19 protein-coding genes are annotated in these 22,793 nt (G+C 54.3%); 11 read left to right on the top strand and 8 right to left on the bottom strand.

All coding sequences use genetic code 11. The features are described from left to right. Window positions 1-137 precede the first annotated feature (137 nt). The 3 genes from AC1DA5_RS04765 to galE all read left to right on the top strand — a co-directional run bounded on the left by AC1DA5_RS04765 (window position 138) and on the right by galE (window position 3,259). A complete protein-coding gene (locus AC1DA5_RS04765) occupies window positions 138-1,334 on the top strand; it encodes a 5-(carboxyamino)imidazole ribonucleotide synthase (protein ID WP_480289437.1) in 1,197 nt (398 codons plus the stop codon). Between the two features lie 186 nt (window positions 1,335-1,520). After that, window positions 1,521-2,102 (top strand): 5-(carboxyamino)imidazole ribonucleotide mutase, encoded by a 582-nt coding sequence (gene purE, locus AC1DA5_RS04760; RefSeq protein ID WP_070726297.1) that lies wholly within the window; start codon window positions 1,521-1,523, stop codon window positions 2,100-2,102. Between the two features lie 161 nt (window positions 2,103-2,263). Beyond that, the gene (galE, locus tag AC1DA5_RS04755; protein WP_070726300.1) at window positions 2,264-3,259 is read left to right on the top strand and encodes a UDP-glucose 4-epimerase GalE; all 996 of its coding nucleotides are present in this window, start codon (window positions 2,264-2,266) and stop codon (window positions 3,257-3,259) included. Between the two features lie 186 nt (window positions 3,260-3,445). Here the strand turns inward: galE and AC1DA5_RS04750 are convergent, their stop codons facing one another. The 4 genes from AC1DA5_RS04750 to AC1DA5_RS04735 form a co-directional block, all read right to left on the bottom strand. Beyond that, complete coding sequence (locus tag AC1DA5_RS04750; protein WP_480289407.1) at window positions 3,446-5,068, bottom strand: LCP family protein; 1,623 nt, start codon at window positions 5,066-5,068, stop codon at window positions 3,446-3,448. A 262-nt stretch (window positions 5,069-5,330) separates the two neighbouring features. Beyond that, window positions 5,331-6,515 carry an LCP family protein gene (locus tag AC1DA5_RS04745; protein WP_480289405.1) on the bottom strand — a complete coding sequence of 395 codons (1,185 nt, stop codon included), beginning with the start codon at window positions 6,513-6,515 and terminating at the stop codon, window positions 5,331-5,333. Window positions 6,516-6,803: 288 nt separating this feature from the next. Continuing rightward, window positions 6,804-7,295, bottom strand: a complete 492-nt coding sequence (locus tag AC1DA5_RS04740) for a DUF2304 domain-containing protein (RefSeq protein ID WP_257525480.1) — start codon at window positions 7,293-7,295, stop codon at window positions 6,804-6,806. 5 nt (window positions 7,296-7,300) lie between these two features. Further along, window positions 7,301-7,975, bottom strand: a complete 675-nt coding sequence (locus tag AC1DA5_RS04735) for a glycosyltransferase family 2 protein (RefSeq protein WP_480289403.1) — start codon at window positions 7,973-7,975, stop codon at window positions 7,301-7,303. Window positions 7,976-8,099: 124 nt separating this feature from the next. On the opposite strand from AC1DA5_RS04735, the gene AC1DA5_RS04730 reads away from it, so the two are divergent. From AC1DA5_RS04730 to AC1DA5_RS04710, 5 genes are all read left to right on the top strand, one after another. Beyond that, window positions 8,100-8,762 carry an acyltransferase gene (locus AC1DA5_RS04730; RefSeq protein WP_480289402.1) on the top strand — a complete coding sequence of 221 codons (663 nt, stop codon included), beginning with the start codon at window positions 8,100-8,102 and terminating at the stop codon, window positions 8,760-8,762. Further along, window positions 8,762-9,883: a DegT/DnrJ/EryC1/StrS family aminotransferase gene (locus AC1DA5_RS04725; protein WP_480289400.1), complete on the top strand. Its 1,122-nt coding sequence runs from the start codon at window positions 8,762-8,764 to the stop codon at window positions 9,881-9,883. The genes AC1DA5_RS04730 and AC1DA5_RS04725 overlap by 1 nt, the downstream gene beginning before the upstream one ends. Before the next feature lie 5 nt (window positions 9,884-9,888). Continuing rightward, entirely contained in the window at window positions 9,889-10,917 is a 1,029-nt protein-coding gene (locus AC1DA5_RS04720; RefSeq protein ID WP_480289399.1) for a Gfo/Idh/MocA family protein, read from the top strand. Window positions 10,918-11,100: 183 nt separating this feature from the next. After that, window positions 11,101-11,847: a glycosyltransferase family 2 protein gene (locus tag AC1DA5_RS04715; RefSeq protein ID WP_480289397.1), complete on the top strand. Its 747-nt coding sequence runs from the start codon at window positions 11,101-11,103 to the stop codon at window positions 11,845-11,847. A gap of 10 nt (window positions 11,848-11,857) precedes the next feature. Next, window positions 11,858-12,214: a DUF2304 domain-containing protein gene (locus AC1DA5_RS04710; protein WP_285015798.1), complete on the top strand. Its 357-nt coding sequence runs from the start codon at window positions 11,858-11,860 to the stop codon at window positions 12,212-12,214. Window positions 12,215-12,220: 6 nt separating this feature from the next. Here the strand turns inward: AC1DA5_RS04710 and AC1DA5_RS04705 are convergent, their stop codons facing one another. Both AC1DA5_RS04705 and AC1DA5_RS04700 read right to left on the bottom strand, forming a co-directional pair. Further along, the gene (locus tag AC1DA5_RS04705; protein WP_285015795.1) at window positions 12,221-14,248 is read right to left on the bottom strand and encodes a DUF6541 family protein; all 2,028 of its coding nucleotides are present in this window, start codon (window positions 14,246-14,248) and stop codon (window positions 12,221-12,223) included. A gap of 7 nt (window positions 14,249-14,255) precedes the next feature. Next, window positions 14,256-15,356 carry a UDP-N-acetylglucosamine 2-epimerase gene (locus AC1DA5_RS04700; RefSeq protein WP_285015793.1) on the bottom strand — a complete coding sequence of 367 codons (1,101 nt, stop codon included), beginning with the start codon at window positions 15,354-15,356 and terminating at the stop codon, window positions 14,256-14,258. Between the two features lie 66 nt (window positions 15,357-15,422). Between AC1DA5_RS04700 and AC1DA5_RS04695 the strand changes: the two genes are divergently transcribed. The 3 genes from AC1DA5_RS04695 (at window position 15,423) to AC1DA5_RS04685 (ending at window position 19,912) form a co-directional block, all read left to right on the top strand. Further along, entirely contained in the window at window positions 15,423-16,442 is a 1,020-nt protein-coding gene (locus AC1DA5_RS04695) for a glycosyltransferase family 2 protein (protein WP_285015791.1), read from the top strand. Next, window positions 16,426-17,700 carry a lipopolysaccharide biosynthesis protein gene (locus AC1DA5_RS04690; protein WP_285015790.1) on the top strand — a complete coding sequence of 425 codons (1,275 nt, stop codon included), beginning with the start codon at window positions 16,426-16,428 and terminating at the stop codon, window positions 17,698-17,700. The genes AC1DA5_RS04695 and AC1DA5_RS04690 overlap by 17 nt, the downstream gene beginning before the upstream one ends. 121 nt (window positions 17,701-17,821) lie before the next feature. Beyond that, a complete protein-coding gene (locus AC1DA5_RS04685) occupies window positions 17,822-19,912 on the top strand; it encodes an acyltransferase family protein (protein WP_285015788.1) in 2,091 nt (696 codons plus the stop codon). Window positions 19,913-19,931: 19 nt separating this feature from the next. Here AC1DA5_RS04685 and AC1DA5_RS04680 read toward each other — a convergent pair whose 3' ends face one another. Next, on the bottom strand, window positions 19,932-21,020 hold the full coding sequence (locus AC1DA5_RS04680; RefSeq protein ID WP_480289396.1) for an acyltransferase family protein: 1,089 nt from the start codon (window positions 21,018-21,020) through the stop codon (window positions 19,932-19,934). 36 nt (window positions 21,021-21,056) lie between these two features. Further along, window positions 21,057-22,652, bottom strand: a complete 1,596-nt coding sequence (locus AC1DA5_RS04675; RefSeq protein ID WP_480289395.1) for an asparagine synthase-related protein — start codon at window positions 22,650-22,652, stop codon at window positions 21,057-21,059. Window positions 22,653-22,793: the final 141 nt, after the last annotated feature.

The raw sequence follows: 22,793 nt of genomic DNA, 5'->3' as shown, positions 1-22,793 counted from the left end.
GTGCGCTGGGATGTGACGAAGCCGCGGGTGAGCGGTAGATTCTATGTGTGAGCTCATCAAATACTGCGCAGTCACCAGTCGAAGAATCCGCAAACACGGCAGCAGCCGTCGACAACCTCGAAGCGCCAAATGGTCACGTGGCGTCTCATACCACCGGGGCACCTAGCGGTGCGCCAGCGCCTTCTGCACCTCGCCCTGTCATCGCTGTGATTGGTGGTGGTCAGCTGGCGCGCATGATGCAGGAAAGTGCCATTGCACTGGGAATCGACCTACATGCGCTGGTTGAAGCTGAGGATGGTGCAACGGGCTCAGTTGTTGTGCATTCAGTGGTGGGGGACCCCTCGGACATCGATGCTGTGCGCACGATCATCAGCGGCGCGGATGTGCTGACGTTCGAGCATGAACACGTTCCGCAGGACATCCTGAAGCAGGTTGGATCCGACATTGCAATCAATCCACCTGCATCGGCTTTGCTGTACGCGCAGGACAAGCTCGCTATGCGTGAACGCCTCACTGACGCCGGGATTCCGTGCCCCCGTTGGGCGAAGGTCACCACACCCGAGGAACTGGCAGCATTTGGCGACGCGGTTGGATGGCCGGTCATCGTGAAGACACCGGTTGGCGGCTATGATGGTCATGGCGTGCGGGTTGTCGGCGATGCTCATGGTGTTGACGATTGGTTCGACCGTGGAGCGCCGCTCCTTGCTGAAGAAAAGGTGTCATTCACGGTGGAGCTGGCCGCCCTCGTCGCCCGAAATCCATCCGGTCAGGTGCGCTCATGGCCAGTTGCTCAGACGATCCAACACAACGGAGTCTGCTCCATTGTGCGGGTGCCTGCACCAGGTATTTCTGCCGAGCTTGCCCGGCAGGCGGAAGATCTTGGGGAGCGTATTGCAGTTGAGCTGGGAGTCACCGGTGTTTTGGCTGTCGAACTCTTTGTTGCTGATGGGGTTGACGGTGCGCGCGTGTTGGTGAACGAGCTTGCCATGCGACCGCACAATTCGGGTCACTGGACGATCGACGGGTCTGTGACCAGTCAGTTTGAACAGCATCTTCGCGCTGTGCTCGACCTGCCGTTGGGGAGCACGCGAATGACGGCGCCTGCCACGGTCATGGTGAACCTACTGGGGTCGAATCGACACGATCCCAGCGCGGGCCTGTCTCAGGCTTTGGCATCGAGTCCGGAAGCAAAGATCCATCTGTACGGCAAGTCGGTGCGACCCGGCCGGAAGCTCGGACATGTCAACGCATCTGCGACTACGGTGGAAGAAGCTCAGGCCGCAGCTCAGGCGGCTGTCGATGCGCTGTGCGGCGAGCCGGAGGAGGATGGCTAGGCCCGTCACACTGGTCGTCATTGACGAGGGCGACGCTCTGCGGCGTGGCACTATGAGATTAAGACAGGGGTATGCCTGATGATGAGGTGGCGGCGCGCTGTGAGTGCGCAAAGCACCAATGAACAACACGAGAGGACACGGAGCACCATGAGCCTACAACCATCAGAGGAATCCACGAGTGGTCGCATGCAAGCGACCACTCGGCGCGGGGAGGGTGGCGACGCGTTTCCTATCGTGACCCCAACCGGTCAGAATCCCCTGGTCGGGGTGGTCATGGGGTCGGATTCAGATTGGCCGACGATGAAACCTGCCGTTGATGCCCTTGCAGAGTTTGGCATTGCCTGTGAAGTCGGTGTCGTTTCTGCGCACCGCATGCCTGAAGACATGGTGAATTACGGCAGGTCAGCGTCCGAGCGAGGTCTGCGTGTCGTCATCGCAGGTGCCGGTGGTGCAGCGCATCTGCCCGGCATGCTCGCAGCGCTCACCGAACTGCCCGTCATCGGTGTTCCGGTACCACTGAAACACTTGGATGGTGTGGACTCCATGCTGTCGATTGTGCAGATGCCTGCTGGCGTCCCGGTCGCCACGGTGTCAATCGGCGGTGCACGAAACGCTGGATTGTTGGCGGTACGTATCCTCAGCGTCGGTACCGACGAGGCTGCTGCCGATCTTCGCGCCCACATGCGAGCTTTCCAGCAGGATCTGCGCGCAGTTGCCATGAACAAAGGAACACGCCTGCGCGATGAACTGGGTAGCCAGAAGCACTAACACCTTTCACTACCGTTGTCGATCCACCAACCAGTACCTGCATCTATCTGGCCCAGCGTTCGGACCGATGCGCGCCGCCCCTCGAATCACACTGAGAGTTCGTCGGACGGTCACGCACCACGTGCGTGACCTGGCATGCAAATCCGTAATACAGTAGTGACATGAGCATTCTTGTATGTGGCGGCGCCGGCTACATCGGCGCACATGTAGTACGGCTTCTCCAGCAGCGCGGTGAACGCGTCATCGTCGTCGACGACTTGTCGTACGGAACAGCTGACCGTATCGGCGACGCGAAACTCATCAAAATCGATTGCGCATCCGATGAAGCTCGCGGCGTTCTGACCAACGCCATGGTCGATGAGGACGTGGACGCAGTAATCCACTTCGCCGCCCGCAAGCAGGTTGGCGAATCGGTGGAGCGCCCCGCCTGGTACTACCAGCAGAACATCGGCGGCCTCGCCAACATGCTTCTGGCGATGCAGGATGCAGGCGTCACCCGCATGATCTTTTCCTCTTCGGCCGCGGTGTATGGCATGCCGCCCGTCGAGGTCGTCCCCGAAGACATCGAGAAGAAACCAATCAACCCGTACGGCGAGACCAAGCTCATCGCCGAGTGGATGATGGCGGACTGTGAACGCGCATGGGACCTGAACTGGATCGGCCTGCGCTACTTCAACGTGGCAGGTGCGGGGTGGAACGACCTGGAAGACCCCGCGACCCTCAACCTGATTCCAATGGTGCTGGATCGCATTTCCAAGGGCGAGTCCGCCAAGATCTTCGGCACGGATTACCCCACGCCGGACGGCACCTGCATCCGCGACTACATCCACGTGCGCGACCTGGCTCAGGCACACATCGCTGCACTTGATGCTCTTGAAGATGGAAAGCCGGAACATCGCGTGTTCAACGTTGGCACTGGGAAAGGCACATCCGTTCGCGAGATCATAGACGGTTTGCGCGAAGTGTCGGGCTGGGATTTCCCGGTCGAGGAGCTGGATCGCCGCGCCGGCGACCCGCCTCAGCTCATCGGCGATTCGTCCCGTATCCGCAAGGACCTGAACTGGACGCCCGAACTGGATGTCCATGACATCCTCAGCTCCGCCTGGGAAGCGTGGCAGGCCGGCCCTCGTCACTTTGAGGTTCCCGCCAGCAACTAGGAGCCGGCGGAGTTTACAGCCTCACGGGTCGCCCTCGTCATTGGTGTTTTCGACAGTGACGAGGGCGGCTTTGTCATGTCGCCGCCAAGGATAGGGGAGCGTGCGCACGTGGTGGCGCTCGTTTAGTCTGCAGGTGGCGCGCACCATTGAGTGTCGGCCGACTACAAGGTGGACCGCACTAGCGACCTACCCGTCAAGCTGGTTGAGGTCCTCTGGCGTGATCTGGCCGCGTGCGACTTTGGCGAAGAACTCGGGCGCGGTTGTATCGCGCAGCAAAACGGCTGAGCCAGATCCGATTTCAAAGCCCATGGATTCGATGGGCGGTGCACCCATGAGTTGGGCGTCACTGGCTGACTTGAATGCCCACACCAATCGGGCAAGGTCGGTTGAATATGCGGACTTGTCGGCGGTGAGTGAACTCGCTCCGGCGCGTTCAACTCTCAGGGTGGCTATCGGGTTGAGCAGGACACTGGGGGACAGGGCCGTGCTGATGGTCTTGGTGATGACCTGGCGTTGGCGCTCGGCTCTGCCGATGTCACCGAGCGGATCTGAATAACGCATGCGTGAAAATGCCAACGCGGTGCGACCATCGGCGTCGTGGCATCCGGCCTGCCAGTTCAGCTCGGACAGCTCGTCATTCACGTCCATGTCGAGGCACAAATTGATGCCCCCCAGCGCGTCAACGATTGTTCCCACGCCGCCCATTCCGATTTCGACGTAGTGATCCACGGTGAGTCCGGTAAGCGATTCGACCGTTGCGACCAGCTGGTTGGGACCTCCCAGGGAGTAGGATGCGTTGAGCTTGATGTCGCCGTAGTCCGGATCCGACACGTACGTGTCGCGAGGCAGTGAAATTGCGGTGGCCTGACTGTTGGGCGCGACGTTGATCAGCAGAATCGAGTCGGCTCGAGCGCCCTCGGTACCGTCAGCGACGGCTCCATCGGCCCGGGAATCTGAACCGACGAGCAGGTATGTGGTGCCAGGAGTGTCCGCGTTCGTGGTGAGTGCGTCAACTCGCCCGAGGTGCTGGTTCGCATCCCAGACGAGGAATGCCGGCCATCCGATGATGAGCACCAGAATGATGACGAGGACGAGTGGCCAGCGCCTGTGACGCCGGCGTCGCGGGCGTGCGCGGTCGCGCGCGGATGAGCTGGAGGGCTCTGAGGGGCCATATGGGCCGGACGAGCCGTACTGTTGCGCTGGATGCGAACGCTCAGGAATCGTCCATTGGCGTGGCGGATGAAAAGCCTGCTGGCGCGGCGTCGCGGGCGTCCCGTCATCGTTGGTGCCAGAGAGCGCAGCGCGTTGAGATTGAAGTTGACGCACTTGGTTGGCCGGCAGGAACGAGGGTGGCTGGTGCCGCTGATTGCGCGGCGTGGTGTGTGATGGCATGCGCCTGGTTGGCTCGGCCGGCTGATTGTGAGCGGAGGATTGCTGTGAGGACTGGGTGCCGGAGCTGTGTGAGGACGCACGGCCCAGGTGGACAGGGCCGCCACGATCTGCACGCGAATGTGAATCAGCGTGGGTAGCGCTGCTTCCTCCGGACTGTTGGACGCGAGAAGAGCTGGATGATGGGTCAGGAGTACCACGGCGAGCATACGGATCACGGAAGGAACGGCGCTGAGGTGTGGCCGCGGGGTTCGGATCTGCGGGAGCATCGGATGTTGTGCGCAGGTGGCTCGCTGCACTGCGGCCTGGCGAGCGCTGCGCATCTGGCGTGCGGCGATGCTCGGAGATTTTGTGCGCATCATTGGCACGAGGGCGAGACCGACCCGGGTCAGGTGCAAATGACGGGGGATGGTCTGTCACGTCGAATATTCCTTACTCGTTGAGTTCTTCGGCAGTGCGTCGCATGCAATCGAGAATGCACAGCATCATAGAAGCGAGAGACTTCGCGGCACGCCAATGGGTACCGGTGTCTAATTTACGTTGTATTGGGCTCAAGGTGCTCGTATGCCTGATCGGTGTCTCAAATCCTGTCGCTCAGTGTGGTGCCGAGTGGTCGCTTGCACGCGACCACTCGGCACCACAAAAAAGACGAGGACGCGTGCGAAACGTATCGGCTTGACCTTTAGTGGCCGGTCGGAGGACAACTTGGGGTGCTCTCAGCTGACTCATCTGAGAGATCCTCTGACAGCGGGTCAGGGCCCGGCGCCTCGTTGGTTGCATTACCGCCGTCAATCTCGGTGTTATCAGAGTCGTCGAATGCCCCGGAGCTGTCATCACTGGATTGTCCATCACTCTCAGGGTAGGGGACTGTGCGCATCACGCCGTTGCCGTCGCGGTACTCGCTGCCAGGTGGGTACGGTTCATCGTTGGCAAGAGCGTTCCACACGTCAGTGGCGTCGGGCTCAACTGCGATGACCCTGTTGGGGTCGTAGTCGTCTGGCGTGTTCGGCATCATGAGGAATTGGATGTTTTCACGGCTGATACTTGCCAGTGACATGAGCAGTCCCGCGTCATCAGTGATGTCGGCGAATTCACTGGACATCTTGAGTGCCGCCAGAGTCTGCTTGAGGAACGACAGCAATGCCGGCATGTCGGTGATGAAGTTCTTCGACAACAAAGTTGTGAACATGACACCCACGAGTGCTTGCTGTCGGCTGATCCTCTCAATGTCGGACCCGTCAGAATCCTCCACTCCGTAGCGCACGCGCGCATAATCAAGAGCTCGCCGCCCATCGAGGTGCTGACAGCCCGGATCAAAGTAGATATCCGACTTGTAGTCCTCAATGTATGAAGGAACGTCAAACCAGACTCCGCCGAGCGCGTCCACCATATGCGCAAAACCAGCGAAATCGACGACTACGAACCCGTCCAGCTCAAGTCCTGTCAATAACTCGACAGTCGCTTTCGTGCATGCGATCCCGCCGGCGATGTCATCTTTGCCTGCCCCGTCAGCAAAGGCAGAGTTGAACTGGCCATAGTGTTCGTAGGTCTCGTAGCCTTCGGCTGACTGGCATGAGGGGATCGTCGTCATCAGGTCGCGCGGAATCGACACCACCTGTACCCTCGAGCGATCCTGCGAGATGTGCACGATCATCGTGGTATCTGAGCGAATGGTGTCGATCTCGTCGGGATCGCCATACGCGTAGTCTGCGTTGTTACGCGAATCAATGCCGGAAACCAGAATGTTCAGTGCTTTGCCGGCGAAAGGATCCCCTGGTGGTTTCTCTTCGTCGGTCTTGCCACCCTTGTCGAAATCGCTGATATCGATGATGTTTTCGGAGAGTTGGTCACGAAAATCTTTAATCACAAAGAAGCCTGTACAGCCTGCTAACAATACAAGCGAGACCAGCACGCCGAGGACAGCGCGAATCGCGCTGAAGTATCGAACTTCAGTGGCGCTATGTTGCATTGCGCGAAACGCAAGAAATCGTTTGGCTGTACTCATTGAGTGTGATTGTACCGGAAAATCGTTATCCAAACGTTATTGAGACTGTAAGGTTTGTCGTGTCGTTCCCCATGCATATGCGGCCCCTGGCGTGCCAGCGTACGCAGCCCGAGGTCAAAGCGCCGTCGTTGCTCAGATTGACCGCCGATGCTACTTGTCGTCAGCGTCATTGTCGAGGGGGGCGCCGGCATCTTTCGTTTCATCGCCATCTGGCACAGGTTCCGTTGAATCCTTGGCATCGGCAGGGAAAACGCTGTCAGAGGTTGTCCCAGAATATGCATCGTCATCACGATAGTGAGGAAGCGGCGGGTGTGTTGACAGCGCGATAGCGCGAGCTAACTGAGTTAAACGTTTTTCCGTATCGGCATCGCGCCGATACGTCGTGGCAACTTGCATGAAGAAAGCCAAAACCAACGCGTAGAGCAGGAGGTTGATGCCTCGCTCCACGCCCAGCCAGGCGGCCAGACGGTTCAGCAGACCGGGAAAGAGCACCGCGAATGCTGCAAAGACGATCATCAGCAGCATGCCGAGGCGTTTGAGCGCCAGTTGGTTCGGATTGCGTATGGGACGCATGACGAACCATGCCAGCAGTAGCAGCCCCGCCAGCAGGAGTAGCTTGATAAGCCAGTAATTTGTCAACATGTCGCTCACCCCATCAGCAATTCGACGAGGATATTAATGGAGTTCAGCAGTGACTGTCCCTTGGAGCGCGAGTAGTCGGTGTAAATGATCGTGACCGGAAATTCCAGCCACTTCATCTTTGAACGCGCCAGTTGGGCAACGATTTGAGAAGCATGTGCCATACGGTTTTGCGTCAAATGCACGTGTTCGACAGCGTCGCGGCGCAGTAATCGCAGACCGTTGTGCGCATCGGTCAGTTTCATTCCGGTGCGCACGCGAGTCACCAGCGCTGCCGTTTTCAGCACCACACGCTTGAAACTGGAGATATCGACATGGCCTTCAAGGAAGCGGGAGCCGAAGATAATCGGCGTGTCGGTATCGATTGAGGTGCGGCGCATCGCAACGGCATCTTCGACACGGTGTTGTCCATCGGCATCAAAGGTGACGGCGTAGGTGCCGTCGGTGCGGGTGAGGAAGTATTCGAAACCGGTCTGAAGGGCCGCACCCTGACCGAGGTTAATGGGATGCGTCACCACGTGTGCCCCGGCTAGGCGTGCCTGTTCGGCAGAACCATCTCGTGAACCGTCATCGATACACACGATATTCGGGAACGTGCGCCGCGCCTGCTGGATCACCTGTCTGACAACTGTGGCCTCGTTATATAAAGGCACAATCAGCCACGTGTCCTCATATCGCTCCATGCTGGCATTATTCCACACCGGTGCGCACGCTCTGCCTGCGCATTGCCGAAGTGTGCGGGTGGTGCCTGTGATCTTGGGCTGTGAGTGCGTATGATTAAGTGGCTACAGTACGTCAGGAGGGTATATGCCCAGAATTGTTGATACTGCCGATGTTGCATCGAGCGCGTCCATTGGCGAAGGCTCCAGCATCTGGCATCTCGCCCAGGTACGCGAAGATGCTCACATCGGTGAAAACTGCATCGTTGGCCGTGGTGCCTATATTGGCGAGGGCGTTCACATGGGGAACAACTGCAAAGTGCAGAACTACGCCCTTGTCTATGAGCCCGCATCCCTTGCCGATGGTGTCTTTATCGGTCCGGCAGCAGTCCTGACCAACGATCACTTCCCCAGGGCCGTCAACCCGGATGGAACCATCAAATCTGCATCTGACTGGGAGCCGGTTGGCGTCACCATCAAGGAAGGCGCCGCAATTGGCGCTCGCAGCGTGTGCGTGGCGCCCGTGACGATTGGCGCATGGGCCACAGTCGCTGCCGGAGCAGTCGTCACGAAGGACGTCCCTGATTTCGCCCTTGTTGCCGGCGTGCCAGCCAGGCGCATTGGGTGGGTCGGCCGCTCGGGCGCACGCCTTGAACCAGTGGATCGACATGACATTGACGAGGGCGCTCGCAGCGCTCTCGAACCGGTGAACGAGGGGCAGACACTGTACCGCTGCCCTTTGACTGGTGACCTGTACTACGAAGAACAATCAAGTGATGGACAGACAACGTTGAAAGAGGTTTCTCACTAATGGAACGTGCATTTATCCCGCCTGCAAAGCCACTGATCGGTGACGACGAGCGTCAGGCTGTTGACGATGTGCTCGCAACCGGAATGGTTGTTCAGGGCCCTCAGGTCAAGGCTTTCGAAGAAGAATTCTCTGAGCAGGTTGTCGCAGGCGTGAACTGCGTGGCCGTCAACTCCGGCACATCAGCTCAGCATGTCGCCACGCTGGCCTCACAGCTGCCGGAAGGCGCTGAAGTCATCGTTCCGTCGTTCACCTTCGCTGCCACCGGCAACTCCGTTGCCATCGCAGGAGCCAACCCTGTGTTTGCTGATATTGACGTCAACACGTTCACCCTCGATCCGGCCAGCGTTGAAGCTGCAATCACTGACAAGACCGTAGCCATCGAGGTCGTGCACCTGTACGGCCTGCCGGCCAACATGCCAGCCATCCTTGAGATCGCCAAGAAGCACAATCTGCTGGTCTTCGAAGACTGCGCTCAGGCACACGCCGCGTCGATCAACGGCAAGCCGGTGGGTACGTTCGGCAGTTGGGGATCCTTCTCCTTCTACCCGACGAAGAACATGACGTCCCTTGAGGGCGGCATGGTCACCACCGCTGACGATGAGCTTGCTCGCCGCTGCCGCCTGATCCGTAACCAGGGCATGGAAAAGCAGTACGCCAATGAGTTGGTCGGTCTGAACAACCGTATGACTGATGTGGCTGCTGCTGTTGGTCGCACACAGCTGAAGAAACTCGCAGGCTGGACGAAGACCCGCAAGGAGAACGCTGCAAAGCTCAGCGAGGGTCTCGCCTCTGTGGACGGAGTGGTCACCCCGACCGTGCCGGAAGGCTACTCACACGTCTACCACCAGTACACAATCCGTCTGGAAGGCGCGACCGGCGAGGAACGTGATGCCTTCCGCGACGCACTGAAAGACCAATGGCAGGTCGGCTCCGGCGTGTACTACCCGATCCCGAATCACCGCCTGCAGTCCCTGGCACCCTACGCTGAGGGTCTTGAACTGCCGAACACGGAAAAGGCTGCCCGCGAGGTTGTCTCCCTGCCGGTTCACCCCTCCCTGTCGGCTGAAGACCTGAATCGCATCGTTGAGGCCGTGTCCGCATGCGCCAAGGCTGGAGCGTGAGTCGCATGACATCATCAGCACCCGAGCGGCATCGCATCGAAAAAGGACAGCCTATTCGCGTAGGTGTCCTCGGCATCGGTTCGATGGGACGTCACCACGTGCGCAATGCACGCTCAACCGAAGGGTTCGAACTGGTCGGCATTGCCGATCCCAGCGGTGACCGCTTCGGCGTTGCCGGTGACATGCCTGTTCTTCCAGACGTTGATGCTCTGATCGAAACCGGGATTGACGCCGCCATTGTTGCTGTCCCCACCATTTTCCACGAGGAAGCGGCTCTCAAACTGGCTGAAGCTGAGGTTCACACACTGGTTGAAAAACCGCTTGCCGCAAGTGTCGAGGCCGGACAGCGTCTGGCTGACGCGTTCAACGCAGCAGGACTTGTCGGCGCTGTTGGCTACGTGGAGCGTTGCAACCCGGCGATCATGGAGATGCGTCGCCGCGTTCAGGACGGCCAGCTCGGTCAGGTCTACCAGATCGTCACGCGTCGCCAGTCCCCATTCCCTGCACGCATTTCAGACGTGGGCGTTGTCAAGGATCTGGCCACTCACGACGTGGATCTGGCCGCATGGGTCGCCGGCTCCACCTATGCCGAACTGTTCGCTCAGACCGCGTACCGGTCAGGGCGTGAACACGAGGACATGGTCACGGTGTCGGGTCGTTTCGCCAACGGAGTGCTGGTCAACCACCTGGTCAATTGGCTCACTCCGTACAAGGACCGCACCACGATCGTCACCGGCGAGCATGGCGCGCTGGTCGCCAACACCGTGATGGGGGATCTGACCTTCTTCGAAAACGGCCAGATGCCTGTCCAGTGGGATCAGATCGCCGCATTCCGCGGAGTGTCCGAAGGCACCATGACGCGCTACGCCTTGACCAAGCGTGAGCCGATCGCCGTGGAGCAGGAGCACTTCCGCGACGCCATCTGGGGCGTTGGCGATGAGCACGTCACGATGAATGACGGCCTTGCTGCGCTGCGCGTGGTCGAAGCAATCCTGAAGTCCGCTTCATCCAATGAGGTTGTGCACTTTGAGTGAGGAATACAGTCGCGGCCTTTCCTCTGTAAAACGCTCAGCTATCAAATACTTTATTACTGTTGCGAGAGAAAACGTATAACTATGTGGATGGGCGTAATCTAGGCGAAAACCGTCCACTCAAAAAGTGACGAGTAGAGCTGAACGGAGGGGCAAGATACCTTTGAGAACTGTTGGAGTGAGATAGTGGTTGATGCCTTTGAGAGACGGGCAACCGCAATCGATTCATGCGTAGGTGGGGGCGTACTTGTCATTATTCCTGCATGGAACGAAGAGGCGAGTGTCGGGTCTGTTATAACAGAGGTCAAGGAATCGCTCCCCGAAGCGTCAGTCCTTGTTGTCTCCGACGGCTCGACCGATGCGACTGCCGCCATAGCCTGTGAGTCGGGCGCTGAAGTGTTGGATCTACCAATTAATCTTGGCGTTGGCGGTGCTATGCGAGCGGGCTTTAAGTTTGCGCAGCTCTCTCGCTATGCCGTTGCAGTTCAAGTGGACGCGGATGGTCAGCACAACCCGGAAGACATCTCTCATTTGATTGCGACTTTAGACGATGGATATGACGTCGTGATAGGTTCGCGTTTTGCAGGTGTCGGCAAATATGCTGTGAGAGGGCCAAGAAAATGGGCAATGCGTTTTTTGGGAAAGGCTCTATCGCACATCTGCCACACCGACTTAACAGATGTTACATCCGGCTTTAAAGCATATTCATGCAAGGCAATCGAATTGTATTCTCGCGAATATCCTGCAGAATATCTAGGGGATACCATTAATGCCATAGTGATCGCTTCGAAAAATAACCTTCGTATCACGCAAGTCGGGGTGACAATGAGAAAGCGCTTGGCTGGCACTCCTTCGCACTCTCCACTAAAATCCGCGGTCTATCTTTTGCGGTCGATGCTGGCCCTAGGCATCGCTGTCATCACGCCGAGATAGAGAGAAGAAAATGGGATATCGTATACTACTGGCAGTTTTTATTCTCTCGATTGCTATAGTTTTGGTCCGTTTAGTTCAGAAGAAGCAGATCAAGGAAAAGTACATTTGGCTTTGGCTGAGTTTGGATCTTCTTGCATTCTTGGGAGCGATCTTTCCTTCAGTTGTAGATAGGATCGCGCATCTTTTAGGATTCCAGCTTGCTTCAAACATGGTCCTTGTCGTCGTAGTAGCTGTTCTGGTCGTTTTGCAGCTTCACCAAAGCGTGGTAGTGACGAGGCTGGAAGAGGACAGAAGAAGAATCATCGAGGAAATTGCGCTGCTGCGTTATGACCTCTCAGACGGCAAAGGCACTGCGAAAGAAGATTAGAACAACTTACTTGTGAGTGCATTCGGTCACTTCATATAGACGGGCATTTCCCTGCTTGTCGACTAGAGTGATCCCGGGAGCCGTGTCAAGATGCTCGAAGCCACGAAAGAACTCATTCTCGCCGTTGACGAACCCATCCCATAGGATGAAGTCTTCCCCAAAGTCGAGAACATGGTATGCATTGAGACGGTTTAAGGCTGGACAAATCGTGGGATCACTTGCAACATTTCTTAGATTATTGGCGACCAGAGTTTGATCTGAGTTCGGTGGATAAGTTAGCGCTGGTTGGGGGAAAACGGCTTTTCTACCCGATACTGCCCACACGAAGGACGAACCGTCCCAGGGGTCGCCCATAATCGCTTCGTCTGGGGCGACATGATTGGAGATACGACTGAGAAGTTGGTATTCATCAAGCGACAGAAGATAATGCTGATCGCTGTCCGTTTGAGGAATGCGGTATCGTTCGCGGAGTGACAGACTCGCTTGATTCATTTCATCGGAAAATGTCAAAACGATAACGAAGACTCCGATGGCTAAGAAAACAATGATATTTCTTGTTGAGCGATGCGAGGAAGAAAGAAGTGTGGCTGTAGTCCATTGTGTAACCGCAGTCAGCCCAATTGCAGCTATTGGCACCGCTAAGAGCGGTAAGGCAGCATAAAGGCGTTGAGAGTCGGAATACCACAGGCCAAGAATGGAAGCTCGTCGCGGGAAGTCTAGAGCGTATGCAGTGACAGCAAGGAATCCGAGTGTGGAGTAGCTGAAAGGCAAAAAGCGGTACCGGGGTCTCCAAAGACATACCAGTGCGCCAATCACTGTAGCAAGAGCTAACAGCAGTCCTCCCCATGACAAGGCCGGCACATTGATATTGATACCCACACCAAATGTCAGAACTCGCCAAAGCGCTTCCCACTTATCGCCCTGTGGTTCCCACGCTGTTTGCGTGGCACGCATCTTTCCGAGTTGAGTACCTGGAATTGACGTGATTTTTTCCAAGATAAGGTATGACACGACTATGAGGCTGGTCGCTATCGCTGCTGCTACGAAACGTGCCCAGGCTGGACCTTTCTTGAAAAGTGCACGCGGAAGAATAGACCAAGCCCAATACACTAATAGTGGTGCGACCGCGATTATAAACAAAAATAGAGCATTGGGTTGGGAAAGTGCTAGCGCAGCGAGTGAAGCTAGGAGTATGAGGATAATTTCCCAATTATGCGGGCCGAACCTATCAAAAAGTAAAGTTACCGAGACTGCGAATGCGGCCGGAATAAGAGAATATGCTAGAAGATTTGGGTAAAGAACGCCGTATGAAATAAAGAGAAATGGAAATTGCGGGAAGAGCGTGGCAAAAAGAAGGGACAAGTAAATCTCTTTGGAGCTCGTTGGTCGCAGCGAGGAAACCAATGCGGCAACGCTTCCCGGCCACACACAGGAGGCGATGACTATGACAACAGAATTCACTGAAACGGGTATCGGGGTGCCAAAAGTGAGGGTAACGAGGGAGGCGATCGCGTGGAACGCAGCTGGATAAAAACTGGGCCCGCCGGGGACAATCGACATGTGAAGAGAAGAAGCGTCGTTTTTTTGGGTGATCCATTGAACAACGTTGACGTGAAAGACCCCGTCGAAGGTTTGAGAAAAAGCACCCGGAATGCCAAATGCGCCAATTAGCCGTGCAGCAATGAGAACGGCAGAGGCAATAATCGCGCCGACTAAGAGAATGCTACGCGTAGATAGAAGTGCCTGGCGGGATGGAAGGACCTGTCTCCATACTGAAGGTCGCAAGCTGCCTAACAGTGAGATAAGGGCGCCTGCGAGTGCCACCCAAAGCGGGTTCCATGGAATGGAAAAGTATGGGAACAGTATGGCAGAGATCGCAAAGAAAGCAACGGAAATCAGGGGACTTATCCCCCATAGCAGCAGGCCTCGGACGCGCCACGAACGTCCGATGAAAAGCCCTGGAGCGTAGAGCCAGAATATGGCACCTAATATTGGTAAGACAATATGTGTCCAGGAAATGAGACTTGTAGGCATATTAATCCTAAATAATCTCCAAAGACTCAAGCGTATTCACAATGGTGGAGGAGGGGTGATATTTATTCAGGGTAGACTCATGCCGAAAAGAGTCCACGTTGAGAAAGAAGTCTTTCAGAGCACTAATGGACATATGAGTCAGATTGAAAGTCTGATAGCCATCTAGGTGGCGAGTTTCTGTTTTCTTTCGATGCACCGCAAGCGGGATTCCGAGTATTGTTGCTTCTTGCTGGAGCCCCCCTGAGTCGGTCACGATGTGGTCTGCGTGGGAAACAAGAGGAACAAAATTGAAGTACGATCGTTTCTCCCAACGTTGGAAATCTGAGTCGAATAGAGAATCTAAGCCTAGTGCCTTTACCTTGACTGTCTCTGGTCCACCCATGACCCATATCACGGGTATTTTCTTTGAGTGTTCTTTCATACAGTGAACAACTGCGGTGAAGTCGCTTGTAGATCGCAGCAGCTCAAATCGGTGAAGCGTCAAAAGGCAATAGCGACTTGGTAGCTCTTCAGCAACGCTGGCGCTATCGACAGCGAGCCTGAGTGCATCGATTATGGTGTTCGCCTCAGTGTTGACAACGATCCCTCGTGCCTTTCGAAGGTTATGCACTTCCCTCGGACTTGGGGCGAAATGGATGTCGGTGAGCTTGGCTGTCAAAATTCGATCTATTTCTTCAGGAAAAGGGGAAAATAGTGATCCTGAACGCATCCCAGCTTCGATGTGAATAACACGTGCACCGAGCCTTCGCGCGATCTTCGCCCCTAGCAGTGTGGTGAAGGTGTCTCCGTGAACTGCGACGTAGGCACGATGAGCATCCTGCTTTAGATCGTTAAGTAAGGCTTGCCTATTGTGATGTGAGTAAGAAAGCACAGAGCAGGCCCATTGCGGTACCTGGCTATTTGAACTCAGCGGAGTGAGCTTCGGGTCGGTGACAAACCATCTATCCGGAGGTCTAATGCCGAACTCCTGCGATGTTGAGTTTATCGCCTCCATTGAGTGGTGGGCAGTGCACCAAAGGAGATAGCGGACTCCGCGTTCGTCCAAAAGACGTAGTACTGGCGCGATTTTAATCAGTTCGGCCGTCGTCCCGTATATGAAGGCAATCATGTGTCATCCTAGAAACTTGAGTATCCTTAGCTGCATACAATCTAGCAGCGTCAGGAAGGTTCAGCTATGTCCGAGACACTCGGTGTCGTGGTGCCGGTCTACAACGAAGAGCGATGGATCTCTGGTGCCCTTGAAGCGTTGGCTGATGCGCTGGGTTACGCAAATCTGAAAGCTGATGTTGTGATTGTTGACGATGGTTCCACGGATAGTTCGCCAGTCATACTGGATGAGCTTTCGGGAAAATATGGCTTCAGAGTGTTTCATCGGTCGAATCAAGGCAGGTTTCTTGCTCGAAAATTTGGATTAGAGCAATTGAACACGGATTATGTTCTTCTGCACGATTCGCGTGTTTTTCTCCAGCGACAATCCCTCGACTTTGTCTGGAATGATCTTAAATCGAATGAAGACATGTCTTACAACGGCGATGTTGTTGTTCGTACTGAGCGAAATGCTTATGCAGGATTTTGGGCTGGTCTTACCGCCATTGGATGGCATCGCTATTTCCGCACTAGGAAACGCATCCGTGTCGATATTGAGAATTTCGAGGTCTTTCCCAAGGGAACAGGATGTTTTCTTGCACCACGGAACTTGTTGAAAAGCGCATATGAGAACTTTACATCAAGCTATTCTAATCTAAAATTAGTATCGGATGATACCCGACTTATTCGCTATATTGCCGGTGAAACGGGTTATTTTATTGATCCACGCTTTGTGTGCGAATACGAAAGTCGCGACAACTTTAGGAACTGGATTAAACAGGTGTTTTATAGGGGGACTACCTTCGTCGATTCGTATTTGACGTATTCAAACCCCGTGCGGCGGTTCTTTTTTGTGGGCACCGGCTCGCTTGTCATACTGGGTCTTCTCGGAAAGAGCCATCCGAAGCACCTGGCTCTCGTTGCTCTTCTTGCTGATGGGGCAGCTGGGAAAGTCTCTCGGTATTGTGGCGCATCCACGCATGATGCGCTCTGTGTTTCTGCTTTGTTGCCCTTGTTTGGCGTAGCGTTTACTGGAGGACTTTTGCGGGGCTCGTGGAACTTGCTGCTCGCGAAGATGTGTCGAGGCGAGAATGAGAAGACTGATTAGTAAAATTGGTCCTATTGGAGTTGCACTTTTACTTGCATCTTTTTTGGGCTATATTTTACTTGCATATGTGGCGAGAGTGCTTACGCCCAATGAGTATTCTGCATTTCAGGCATCGTGGGGATTGATATTTGGATTTGGTTCCGCTTTTTCAGTTGTTGAACAGGAGATCTCCAGACAACAGGCGAATCTGGACTTCGACCGTTCAGGCCCCAATAACTACCCACTGAAGGTTTGTATCATATCGCTATGTGCTGTAGTGCCAATTGGTGTTGCAGGATTAGTGTCAGGCTTTTTTGAAAGGCTAAGCCAAGAACTCGGGAGCATAGGTGTTTATGCTGTATTAATCGCAGTGCTTGGTTTTATTCCACAATTTGTGGTGCGCGGTGTATTGGTGGGACGCGAAGAGCATCTTCAATATGCAGCACTCTTAGTTATAGAACCTGTCTTGCGATTGGTAGCAGTGGCAGTCTTTATGTACATAGCTCTGCGAGAGAGCCTGCTGTCCTATTCGATCGTGGCGGTTGCAACTGGGTCTTATGCATTTTCGTTCTTCTTGATTCCGACCGCGCGGTTTGTAGGGCGTACAGAATGCAATGTCTCGTGGCTTTCGATTCTTCGTCGTCTAGCGGTTTTAGGGACGGGGATTGCACTGTCTGCAGTTCTCATTACAGGGTATCCAGCGTTTGTGACAGCTATAGTCGGTACAAGCGAAGGACTGGGCTCCTTTTTCACAATCGTTACAGCTTCACGAGTGCCGCTGATCCTAGTGGCGCCTATACAAGCGGTGGCTGTTCCGCAAGTGGTTCGGCTGATACGCGGTGGCAAGAGCAGAAAACTAGCACAAGTTGTTTTACGTTCATACTTGCTCGCATCTTTTTGTGCCATTGTCGCTTTTGCCGTCGGATATGGTTGTGGACCGCTTGCAGTGCACGTCTTATTTGGTTCTCAATATTCCCCAAGCAGATTTGAGTCTGCAATAGTGGCAACAGCTACGGTCATGATTGCTGCAACGCAGCTAGCGTGTGCGTGCCTTGTGGCATTCGAACGCTATATTCTTCTTGCTGTTGGATGGGGGACCGGGGTTGCCGGTGCATATCTGGCTTTGACTTGCTTACCGCTAGATCTTGTTGGGCGTGCGACTTGGGCCTTACTTACTGGTTCCGTGATGGCTTGTTTAATGACTGGCATTTTCGTCATGAGGCAAAGCAAGAAAGCAGCTAAGAGCGAGCATAAACTCAGCGAAAGAAGCGAAGAGTAAAAGGAGCCCTATTGAAGACAGATGGTTGGCTACGCTGATCCTCAAGAGACTGCGTTAAGATGAACTGCTACAGGATTATGACTAGCACCATCAACGAGATTCAGGATTTCCCAACAAAAAGATGTCTGAAGTAGCGAGCAAGAATCATGCCCTGGCAGCGAACAGCACGAATAGGGCAGATGTCTTAAGAAGATCACCCAAACGGCTGGATATCCAAGGTCTTCGCGCACTATGCATGGTGCAAGTCCTCCTGTATCACGCGTGGCGCATCGGTTCCCCCATCGGCGTTGATGCGTTCATCATGATTTCCGCCTTCTTGATGACCTCTTCTTTCGTGCGCCGCTCTGAGCACGGAGCGATGCCGTTCTTCGTCGAAAGGTGGGCTAATACCTTCAAGCGCCTGTTGCCTCCGCTAGTCGCCACCGTTTTATTGACAGTTGTTGCCTCGCTGGCCATTCTCCCGCCTTCGAGATGGCTTGAAATTCTGACCCAAGGAATTGCCTCTATAACGTATTGGCAAAACTGGCGCCTCGTCGGAGTCTCGGCTGACTACTACGCTAACAACGTCGGCCTGGCCAGCCCGCTTCAACATCTGTGGTCCATGTCCATGCAGGGGCAAGTATTTCTGCTTTGGCCATTTCTGATGACCATATGCGTCCTGCTTGCCAGAAAAGACCGGAAGAAAATTCGTCCGGTAGTGTTCGCCTCTTTCATGATTTTGACGCTGGTATCTCTGTTATGGCTTTTGTTCTGGGCCCCAAATGATGCTTCAGTATACTTTGACACCCGCGCCCGCATCTGGGAATTCTCCCTAGGATCAGCCATTGCTGCAGCCGCTCCATGGCTCCAGAAGTATGTTAAGCACCGCTTCCCAGTGGCATGGGCGGGACTCTTAGTTCTCATTGTGTATTGCTTGGTTGAGATAGGTACCTATCCCGGTCCGATGGCTGTAGTCCCGATGCTCGCAGTATCAGCGATTCTACTGTTTCCGTCAGATTCAAGATTTTCTGCTTCACGTTTCGTGTCAAAAACACCGCTACCCAATATCGGTGATATCTCATATGCCGTCTATCTTGTTCATTGGCCTATCTTTACTCTGGTGCTCGCTGCACTTGGCCAGCCACGACTTGATGTCGCTCAGGGGTGCATCCTCATTGTTGTTTCCCTAGTTGTGGCCCTTGGCCTGACACGGTTCGTAGACGATCCGGCTCGGCAGGGGAAATGGGTTAATGCTCGAACAATCAATAAGGCGATCGTCGTTGCTGTTTCGCTGGTCGTTGGCTGTGCTCCTCTACTCGTGGCGTTCTCCGTGTTCCGTCAGGGTGCCGCAGATAGTCTGGCAATGGATCTGCAGAGCGGCGAAGAGGCCCAGGCATACCCCGGAGCAAGAGTGCTCGCAGATCTCCCGGGAGCTAGCCTTAATGCGGACAACAACTTTACTGAGGAGCCGATTCCAAGCCCCTTCGCTCTTGACTCCCAATGGGCAAGCTTCCCCGATGACTGCGATGCTGAGGCTGAAGAAGAACTTGAATCAGAAAAATCCTCATGCAACCGATGGGGCGATGCTGACGCGGCAAACGGACGAATACTGATTGCAGGAGATTCGCACGCCGAGCAAATGATTCTAACCCAGATTGTGCCGTTCCTGACATCAGCAAGTTGGAGCGCTGATGCAGTCCTGATGGGTGCCTGTCCGTTTGGCAGTCCTGAAGAATACAAAGGAAAATGTCGTGATCAGAACGAGAAAATCCTCAAATATATCGAGCGAGAAAACTTTGACGCGATAATTGTGATCAGTACGGCGGCCGCCGTTGATGCGCCTGACGAAAAGGTGGTTGCCGGCCTAGAAGAGGTGGTTGCGAAGCTTACCACTCAAGGCCACACCGTCATCGGAGTTCGCGATAACTTGAGAAGCGCTGAGAGCTTGTATGACTGTTCTGACCAGAGGAAGCCGGATGAGCTCTACGGCGGATGTGTGCTTGACAGGACGCAATATTTCGCTGAAGTTGACCCAGGCCTTGCTTTAGAGGAGTATGACGGTTTTCATCAGATAGATATGACTGATGAAGCATTTTGTATTGATGATCAATGTCCGACGATCATCGGGAATGTTTTCGTGTACTTGGACCATAACCATGTCACCCTCGACTACGCCAGAAGCATGGCTCCTGCATTCAGTCATCGACTCAATGAAATACTTCAGGCGATTTAATGAGGCGAAAGGTTGCGCCTTAAGAACGACGAAAATTCCCAAATCTTAAGTCACCCCACCGACGGAGCCTCTTTTCCAGAGGTTTCTCGATCAATAGGTGGAGCCCGCCGGCCGCAGCAAGCGCGATGATGAATACGACGCACCACACAGGGATAGTCCACACTCCCCACGGAATGAGTCCAGTGAAGCTCTTGAAGGAATAGAGGACAGTAGCGTGGACGAGGTAAAAAGCATACGACCATTCACCGCCTGTCACGAGGAACCGGTGCCTCAGGGGCGAATAGCGCCCCTCAATGTCCGCCGATGCGCAGATGGCAATCATCAAGGCGTAGATGAGTGCCAAGATGACGGGCATGAGAGTATGTAGGGACGTGATGAAAAAGCTTGGATGGTCGTGGTATCGAGAATTCAGGAGCCAATAGAAAGCAATGACGCCAGCAATCATGATGTAGGCAGACCACGGGGGAAGCTGAAAGCGTACACCAGCGCGCAATAGGTGCGCGAGCGCCATTCCGAGAAAGAACTCCCAGACTCTCTCCAGCGGAGGGGAAATGACGAGTTCCGACGCACGAAGCAGGCACATGACAATACCTACTCCAATGGCGCACGTGAGGAGGGCGAAAGCAGTTTTCTTTTTCATTGTCGTGCGCGAATTCACTAAAGGGTGAAGGAAATAGAAAAACGCTTCACCCGAAAGAGTCCAAGCCGCGGGATTTCCTGAAAACAGTACCGCAGGCTGGGTGGAAAACCCCTGGAGCAAGATGATTGACAGTGCAATGACTGGAAGTGAGAACTGCTTGACCCAGGACTGATCATCAGGCGGTGTGGAAAAAGAATAGAAAACGAAAAGACAGGGTATCAGTGCCACGAGATGGGCCGGCCATATCCTGGCGAATCTTCTCCACCAGAATTGTCGAATGCCCGTTGACGGCGCGGCTGACCAAGTGAGGACGAAACCGGAAAGAACGAAGAAAAATGAAACACCCGTATATCCCACGTCCAGGAGCGACTGATGCCGAAGGGGTGCCAGATTCGCCATATGGTATGCGAAGACGCCAAATGCTGCCCACCATCGTAAGCCGGTCAGGGAATCAAGGCGTTTATGCATCGGCAATTTCTTATGACTGAGAATAGGAAGCGAGATCTATTGGTCGGCTGGCGGAAGTAGATTCTCATGCCCACACCACCCTTTTTCCACGAATTCCTTTGCCCATAGCCCGACTTGCTTTTTCCCGCACAGATATGCGCGGAGCTGCTGTAGGCGTGAAAGACTTGAATAAGCTTCGAAAGCCATAGGATGGTTCATCATAATGCGGACTGAACGATACTTGGCAATAAAGTTGTCGGCACGCGTAGCTTTTGCTACGGCTTGTAGGGGACGCTTTATGGCGGGTGTCAGTCGGATGGGTGCCTGATGAAATAGCCGTGCGTCACGGCCGGTTGCTTCCTGATAAAGATGGGAGGTAAATCTTGAATACCATTCGCGGGTAAGAGTCAGGTGCGATCCGCCCTTTAGCCATAGCATCCAAAATTCATGGTCCAGCATCGGCAGTGCCCACGAATAGCCAAAGAACTCGTACGTCGACATTGAATTATTGATATATTTAGCTTGTCTTTCCCTGAGGTTGAACCATTCGATAAGCTCTTGTATTGCTCGAGGGCCATTACTGGAACCAATTTCTAAAGCTGCTCGTTGAAGTTCTGCTTGCCAAACCGGATCGCGGCCAATGGCATGATAGCAGCCTTGAAGATTAGCGTGGTGTTTAGTTATTGCGGCCAAGATCTCTTTGTACGAATGCCCTTTTTCGCAAAGATTTTCGTCGTGCATATTGCCGACAATCGTATGGCCAGGCAGGAAAACAGCATCGTCCTCAACGAGCTTGTTTTCTTTAATAACACTAAGTGGATACCAATCTTGAATGTGTGGGAGTGATGTTCCTTTCCAGGTTTCTCTGAGAAAGTGCTCGAAATCAGATCCTGTCACAGCTTTGTGGACTTTTGAAGTATCAAGGGGGACCACAAACCAGTCAATTCCTAATTCATTTGCAACCAGATGCGAGATGTTGACTTCATCGCTGTCATCTTTTCCGTACGTAAATGCGATCACATTTTCGACATGTTTCAACCGTAGGTAGGATGCGAGAAGCCGTGAGTCGAGCCCTCCGGATAGAGGAATGACAAGTTGCCTTTCCCCGACGACGCTGAGGAGGCGCTCGATGCTGCGGTCGAGCGCATGCTTGAATAAGTCACTAAATTCTTCAGCATCGGTAACACTGTCTGGAGAGAAGGCATACCGCGCGTAAAGATGAGACGCTTCCTCCCCGTTTTTTCTGAGGATGACGTAGCGGGAGGCTTCAGTTGAATAAACGTTTTCCGCAAGGGTGTGAGGACCGATACAAAAGCCTGTACTCTCAAATATCCGAGCCTGTTGGTCATTCCGCTCGAGTGACTTCAATGTGCGAGTCGTCTCGAAGTCGTCAGTGACCAGCCACCTTCCGTTAGCAAATGCATAGGCAAGCGGATGGGAACGAATCCGGTCACTGGCTATAATTGGGTTTTCCTCTCGCTCATCGACGATGGTCCAGTGGCCAGGAAGTTTCGCCAAAATGTCTTCATTTACGCCATTCGATACCATCTCCATTATGAGCTGTGTATCGCTGGACATTGACCAGACGTGGAGTCTGCCTGAACAATCTGTAATCCACCAAGGCGATGCCAGTTTGAGATCGATCATTTTCATTAGGAATGCTTCCTTCGACGAGCGAATGTGAAAGAGCAAGAATCACAGTAAGCATCATCATACAGAAGAGAACCATAGCTATTGCTTAAGTTCTGTAGGGAAGGAGCTAAACTGATGGTGCAACATGGAGTATTGTCTTGC

It is taken from the genome of Pauljensenia sp. C0254C2, assembly GCF_056583835.1.
The sequence above is the reverse complement of the archived record's forward strand: the minus strand, read 5'-3'. Positions and strand labels throughout refer to the sequence as shown.